Genomic DNA, 6,642 nt, shown 5'->3' with positions numbered 1-6,642 from the left:
CCCCCCCCCCCCCCCCAGCCACATCGCAGCGGCCGATGCGACGGCACCAATGCCGTAGACACCGATCCAGGGCGCCAGGATTGCGAGCGGCCCATCGACATGGGCGTAGCCACCGGCGCCCCAGGGGAAACCGGTCCACCACTGGCCGCGCGCCAGCTCGGCCAGCAGCCACAGCGCGGCAAACAGCAGCACCGCGCCGCTCAGGCGCTCGCCGCGCCAGGCCACAAACAGGCCGCAGACGACGGCGTAGTACAGCCCCAAAAATGCCGCCAGCCCCAGCACCGCCAAAACCGCCAGCGGCGCCGGCAGGCCGCCATAGGTGTGCATGGAGATAAACAGCCACCAGAAGGTGGCGCAGAGCCAGGCGCAGGCAAAGGCCCAGCCGATCAGCAGCCCGTGCCAGGGCCGCTGCACGCGCATGAGTGCCGCAGGCAGCACCGCCAGCGACAGCAGCTGCAGCCACCACAGCGGCTGGCCATAGCTGGCCGGGAAACCATCACTATGCCAGGGCCAGGCCAGCGACCAGGCTTGCAAGACCCCGGCGACCAGTGCCAGGCAGGCCCACAGCCAGGGAAAGCGGCGGGGTGACTCAAACAGGGAATAAGAAGAATAGGACGCGGGCACAGGTCAATCAGGGTTTGGCAGGGGGAACCACCGCGCGCTCTTTGGGCACGGCCGCTGGGCGCACTATACGCGATCCCCCTCTGGAGTGGGCAGCAGCGCGGAGGGCCCAGCGCAGCTGGCGGCTACGTCGGGCAATGGTCGATAGAAAATAACAAATGCAGCAAATTCGCTACAAAAGAGAATGCATTTGAGAACAATTATCGATTGCAATATAAAATTACAAACTAGTTACCCATCACTTCTGCCAACCCCTTTCACCCTTCCCAACCATGCAATACGCACGCTACACCCCGGTGGTTCACGCCGTTCTGCTGGCCATTGGTGCCATCGGCTTTGCGGCCCCTGCCTTGGCACAAACGGCTGACACTACCGACACCGCGGCAGCCAACGCCAAGGCCGACGCCCCCAGCACCACCTTGGAGACCGTGACCGTCATCGGCTCGGTCAACGACCTGCAAAGCCTGGACTTCTACGCGCCCAACTCCAGCGCCGTGCTGCAAAAGGACCAGATCGACGCGCTGGGCGCGCGCAAGCTCGACCAGGCCCTGCAGTACCAGGCCGGCGTGGTCAGCGAGCCCTTTGGCGCGGACAACAAGGTCGAGTGGTTCAAGATCCGTGGCTTTGACGCCTCGGTGTCGCTGGACGGCACCCCTACCTCGCCCAACGGCTACTTTGTCTGGAAGCCTGAAATCTTTGGCGTGGAAACGGTGGAAGTCGTCAAGGGCGCCAATTCGCTGGTCTTTGGCGCCTCCGAGTCCGGCGGTGTCGTCAACCTGGTGACCAAGCGCCCCAAGAAGGAACGCGCACTGCAGCTGAACACCGAGGTCGGCAACCAAAAGCGCCTGGGCGCTGGCATCGACTACAACGACATCGCCAATGCCGATGGCACCGTGTACTACCGCCTGGTGGCGCAAGCGCGCCGCGAAGACGGCATGCAGCGCGAAACCAATATGAAGAGCTACTACCTGGCGCCCAGCGTCACGATGGAGTTCACGCCCCAAACCTCGCTGACCCTGCTGGGCAGCGTGCAGCGCGAAGATGGCCGCCCCACCAACGGCTTCCTGCCCGCCTACGGCACCATCACCGATACGCCTTATGGCCGCATCGACCGCCGCTTGAACGCAGGCGAGCCCGGTGTGGACCACCTCAAGCGCACCCAGTCGAGCCTGGGCTGGCTGCTGAGCCACCAGATCAACAGCGACTGGAAGTTCACGCAGAACTACAAGTACACCCACCTCGATCTGGACCAGGTCAACACCTTTGCCTATGGCTCGGACGGTGACCGGACGCTGTCGCGCGGCTACACCTACACCGATGGCACCTCCAAGAGCCATTACCTGGACAACCGCATCACCGGCAAGCTCAAGCTGTCCGACAGCATCCAGCTGTTGCCCACCTTCGGTATCGACTACCTCAAGTCCGACACCGATGGCCTGAACAACGGCTTTGGCTTTGTGCCGGGCCTGGACATGTTCAACCCCGTCTACGGCGCGCCTTTCGACATCACCGGCACGCCTTATGGCCTGCACTCGAAGCAGTGGGGCGCTTATGCCTCCACCCAGCTGCGCGTGGGCAGCCACTGGAACTTCAACGCCGGCTTCCGCCATGACAAGGCCAAGAACACGGGCTCGGTCAGCGGCTCCGATGCGGCCTATGACGTGAGCAAGAACAGCGTCAACCTGGGCGCGATGTACATCACCGACTTCGGTGTCTCGCCCTACATCAGCTATTCGGAATCCTTCAAGCCCATCACCGGCGTGGACAGCGAAGGCAGGGCCTACAAGCCCTACGAAGGCAAGCAAAGCGAAATCGGTTTGAAGATGGAGCCCACCTGGCTCAACGGCACCCTGACCCTCGCCTACTTTGACATCAAGGAAAAGAACGCGCTGATCTCGGACGCCTCCAACATCCAGACGCAGTCGGGCAAGCGCACCAACAAGGGCATCGAGTTGCAAGGCGACTTCAAGCTGGGCGCGGCGACTGCCATCAAGGCGGCCTACACGCACAACAACTCCAAGCAGGACATCTCGGCCACGCAGACCGTGCGCACGCCGCTGATCCCGGACAACCAGGTCAGCCTGTGGCTGAGCCACAGCCTGAGCCTGGCCAACAGCCAGAAGCTGACCGTGGCCGCCGGTGCCCGCTACAACGGCCAGACCGAAGACCAGCGCTACAGCCCCGGCAAGCGCATCTCCGGCTACACCTTGCTGGACCTGATGGTGCGCTACGACCTGAGCCGCGAATGGGCGCTGCAACTCAATGCCCGCAACCTGACCGACAAGACCTATGTCAGTGGTTGTGACTTCTACTGCTACTACGGCGGTGGCCGCACCGTTGACGTGCAGCTGCAGTACCAGTGGAAGTAAGCCACTAAGATCGAAAGCCTAGCGCCCATGCTGCGGCAGTGTCCGCAGCATGGGGTGTGGCTTTTTCTCTGACTGCAATTCCATGACGACTTCTTCCGGCAGTGCCGCCCCCTCTGCCGCCGACACCGGACCCGCGCAGTGGTCCGTTCGTGCTTTGCTGACGGTTGTTTTTCTGGGCCTCACCGCCGGGGTGCAGATGAGCGACTATGGCCTGCAGGCCATCTCGCTGTCGGCCATCCAGAAAAGCTTTGCGATCAGCGATGCCGCCATTGGCGCGCTGCAGGGCCTGGCCGGCGTGCTGGTGGGCAGTGCCCTCGCGATTCCGCTGGCGCGGTTTGCCGACCGTTTTTCGCGCAAGCGCGTGCTGCTCTGCCTGATAGCGGCCTCCACCGCGATGATGGTGCTGAGCGCATTGGCGCCCAACTTCCCCCTCTTCTTTCTGGGTCGCTCGGCCGCCGGTATCACCGAGTTTGCAATGGTGCCGCTGGTGTATTCGATGATCCCCGACCTGGCGCCGCAGCGCCACCGCGTGCTGGCCAACCTGGGCTTTGCGGCCCTGGTCTCGAGCGGCGCCAGTGCCGGCTTTTATTTTGCCGGTGATATCCAGAGCGCGGCCGTCGCGCTGATCCCGGGTGACATGGATGCCTGGCGCAAGGCCTTCTTGCTGCTGTCGGTCGCCGGCCTGCCCTTGCTGCTGGCGGGCCTGTTCACCGCCGATCCGCCGCGCTACATCGCCAGCAGCGATGGCGCCAGCGGCGCCTCGCTGCGCCAGTTTCTGCGCGCGCGCTGGCAGCCCATTGGCCTCTTTGTCGGCATTGCCGGCAGCCTGATGGTTGCCGTGCAAGGCTTGAACCAGCTGATCGCCTTGGCGCTGGAGCGCCGCTTTGAGGCCACGCCTGCCCATATTGGCGAGGTGATGGGCCCGATCCTGCTGGTCAGCACCCTGGGCTGCCTGCCCGTGGTGGCCTGGCTGGACCGCTGGCTCGCCCAGCGCCTGGGCCAGGCGGTGCGCCCGCTCCTCATGGGCGTCTGCGCGCTGCTGGCCATCCCGGCCATCCTGATGCTGTTCTCCACCGCGTCGCTGCCGCAGGCCTTTGTGGTGGTGGGGCTCTTTCTCTTCATCACCTGCACCGCCAATGCGCTGGTGCCGACGATGCTGCAGGACCTCACCCCTGCCGCCTTGCGCGCCCGCATCTTTGCGCTGTGGAGCTTTGTGGTCTCGGTCTTCAGCGCGCTGGGCCCGCTGCTGGCGGGCTTTATCTCGACCTGGGTGGTGCAAGGCCATTTGCTCAGCGCCATCTCGGTCACGGCCGTGCCGGCACTGCTGGTGTCGGCCTGGTGCGCCTGGGGGCTGTTCCAACGCAGCCGCCCCCAGGCAGCGCTGCCACGCTAAACAGCTGGCGGCTTGCCGGCCGTGGCGCAGTGCTGGGCAAAGGCCCAGAGGCGCGCGGCCTGGCCCAACACACTCTCCTGCTGGTCGCTTTCCTGGTGGCCGCTGTCCGGGTTCAGCAGCAACAAGGCGGGCGCCGCGCTGGTGGAGCGGCGGCGCACATTGGCCATCAGTTTGGCCGGCTCCCAGTACGGCACGCGGTCATCCTTCAAGCCGGCCGTGCACAGCAGCGGCGGGTAGGCCGCCTCACGCACATTCTCGTAGGGCGACAGCGCCGCGATGTAGTCATAGGCAACCGGGTCGGCCAGCGGATCGCCCCAGTCCGGGCGCAGCAGCGGCACCAGCGGGTGGTCGGCATCGCTCATGGTGTTGAGCATGTCGACAAAGGGCACCTGCGCAATCACGCCCGCCCAGTGCTGGGGCTGCATGTTCATCGCGCCGCAGACCAGCAGGCCGCCGGCCGATATGCCCTGGGCCACCGTCTGCTGCGGCGTGCTGTAGCCCAGCTGCTGCAGATGCTGGGCGCAGGCGATGAAGTCGGTCATCGAGTTGCGCTTGTGCTCGCGGCAGCCGCCCTGGTACCAGTCATGGCCCTTTTCCGAGCCCCCGCGCACATGGGCGATCGCATAGCGGTAGCCGGCATCGGCCCAGGCGAGGGCCGGCAGCGAGAACGAGGCCTCGTGCGCAATGCCATAGGCGCCATAGCCGGTCAGCAGCAGCGGCTGGGGCTGGCTGGCGTCGATGTCCTTGCGCGAGAGCACCGTCAGCGGCACCCACTGGCCATCGGCCGCGCGCGCCTGCAGCCGCTCGATGCGGTAGTTGGCCGGGTCCAGTCCGCTCCAGGTCTCGCGCCCCACCTCGGTCATCTGGCCGTCGGCCAGGCGGATGTCCAGCCAGCGCGGCGGCTGGGCCGGCGTCTGGTGCTTGATGCGCACATGGCTGGCATCCCAGTGCTGGCCGGGCAGCAGGTCCAAGGTGTAGGCGGGTTCGTCAAAGCGGACCGTGGTTTGCGCCCCGTCGCGCTGCAGCAGCACCAGCTGGTGCAGGCCATCGGCGCGCTCGAGCCGCACCAGCGTACTGGCAAAGGGCTGCATCTTGATGATGGGCACGCCAAGGCGGTGGGCGGCCAGCGTTTGCTGGGGCTGCAGGTCGGGGCCCAGCCGCAGGATCTGGCGGTCGGTGGCGCCCCCGGCATTGGTCAGCGCCACCAGGCTGCCATTCCATTCGTTGACTTCGTAGCGGATGCCGCGCTCGCGCGGGCGCAGCAGGCGGGGCGCGGCATGCTCCTGGCCGGCGGCAATCAGGTGCAGCTCGCTGGTGTCGGGCCCGAACAGGCTCAGCACCACAAAGCCATTGGCCGCCGTGCGCGCCACGCGCATGAAGAGCGCCGGGTCGGCCTCCTCATGCACCAGCACCGGCTGCCCGCCCTGCAACGCACTGCGGTAGAGGCGCGATGGCCGGCTGTGCGCATCGCGCCAGATCCAGAACAGGTCCTGCGAGGACGGCGAAAAAGTCAGCCCGCCATAGCCAAAGGCGTCGCCCTCCACCAGCACCTGGGTCTGGCCGGTATCGGTGTCGAGCACGCAGATACGGTGGCGGTCATTGCCGATCAGGTCTTCGGCCCAGGCGTAGTAGCGGTCATCCGGGCTGGCCTGGTGGTCGGTGGCGCGGTAGTACCGATGGCCCTGCGATTGCACGGCCTCGTCGACCAGGGTCTGCACCCGGCCATCCGAATGGCTGCGCACAAACACCCGCTGGCCGCCCGCCCCTGGCTGGCTGCTATAGACCCAGCCCTGCAGCGCGGCGGGCGCAGCCAGCGCAGTGCTGCAGACATGGGCCGCCATCGCATCGTAGAAGCGCTGCGCCGATGCGGCCTGCGGCGCCAGCATCTGCTGCGCATAGTCGCGCTCGGCCTGCAGCAGGCTGCCCAGGGGCTCGGGCAGGTTGTCCATGCTGCGCGTGCCGGTCTCGGGGATGTATTTGAGCCAGGCAAAGTCATCATTGCGCCGGCGGCCCAGCTGTTCAATCCAGTGGTCCTGGGGCGCCGCATGCGGGGCGGTGATGGCCGGCCAGGCTGGCTGCTGAGCCGTGGTTGCACTATCAGCGGCAGCTGCCGGGGTGGGGGCTTGTGGAGAGGTGGGCATGGAGCAGCATTTTAGGGAGGCTGCGCTACCGCCCTGCTGACAAGGCCAAACACCGGGCAGGCGCAGCGAGCGCCGATAAAAAAGGCAGCGAACCGGGGTTCGCTGCCATGGTTTGCAG

At 66.0% G+C, this 6,642-nt stretch carries 3 protein-coding genes and 1 pseudogene; 2 read left to right on the top strand and 2 right to left on the bottom strand.

Features of this window, described 5'->3' with window-relative positions; genetic code table 11:
• Positions 1–624: pseudogene (locus H928_RS33885) on the bottom strand (apolipoprotein N-acyltransferase); the annotation flags it as partial.
• 269 nt (positions 625–893) lie between these two features.
• Here H928_RS33885 and H928_RS0123940 point away from each other — a divergent pair.
• Positions 894–2,990, top strand: a complete 2,097-nt coding sequence (locus H928_RS0123940) for a TonB-dependent siderophore receptor (RefSeq protein WP_021028767.1) — start codon at positions 894–896, stop codon at positions 2,988–2,990.
• Between the two features lie 82 nt (positions 2,991–3,072).
• The gene (locus tag H928_RS0123935) at positions 3,073–4,383 is read left to right on the top strand and encodes an MFS transporter (RefSeq protein ID WP_021028766.1); all 1,311 of its coding nucleotides are present in this window, start codon (positions 3,073–3,075) and stop codon (positions 4,381–4,383) included.
• On the opposite strand, the gene H928_RS29640 is transcribed toward H928_RS0123935, so the two are convergent.
• A complete protein-coding gene (locus H928_RS29640) occupies positions 4,380–6,524 on the bottom strand; it encodes a prolyl oligopeptidase family serine peptidase (RefSeq protein ID WP_021028765.1) in 2,145 nt (714 codons plus the stop codon). The genes H928_RS0123935 and H928_RS29640 overlap by 4 nt on opposite strands.
• Positions 6,525–6,642 lie beyond the last annotated feature (118 nt).

The organism is Comamonas sp. B-9, assembly GCF_000410635.1.
Taxonomy (GTDB): domain Bacteria; phylum Pseudomonadota; class Gammaproteobacteria; order Burkholderiales; family Burkholderiaceae_C; genus Comamonas.
The sequence above is the reverse complement of the archived record's forward strand: the minus strand, read 5'-3'. Positions and strand labels throughout refer to the sequence as shown.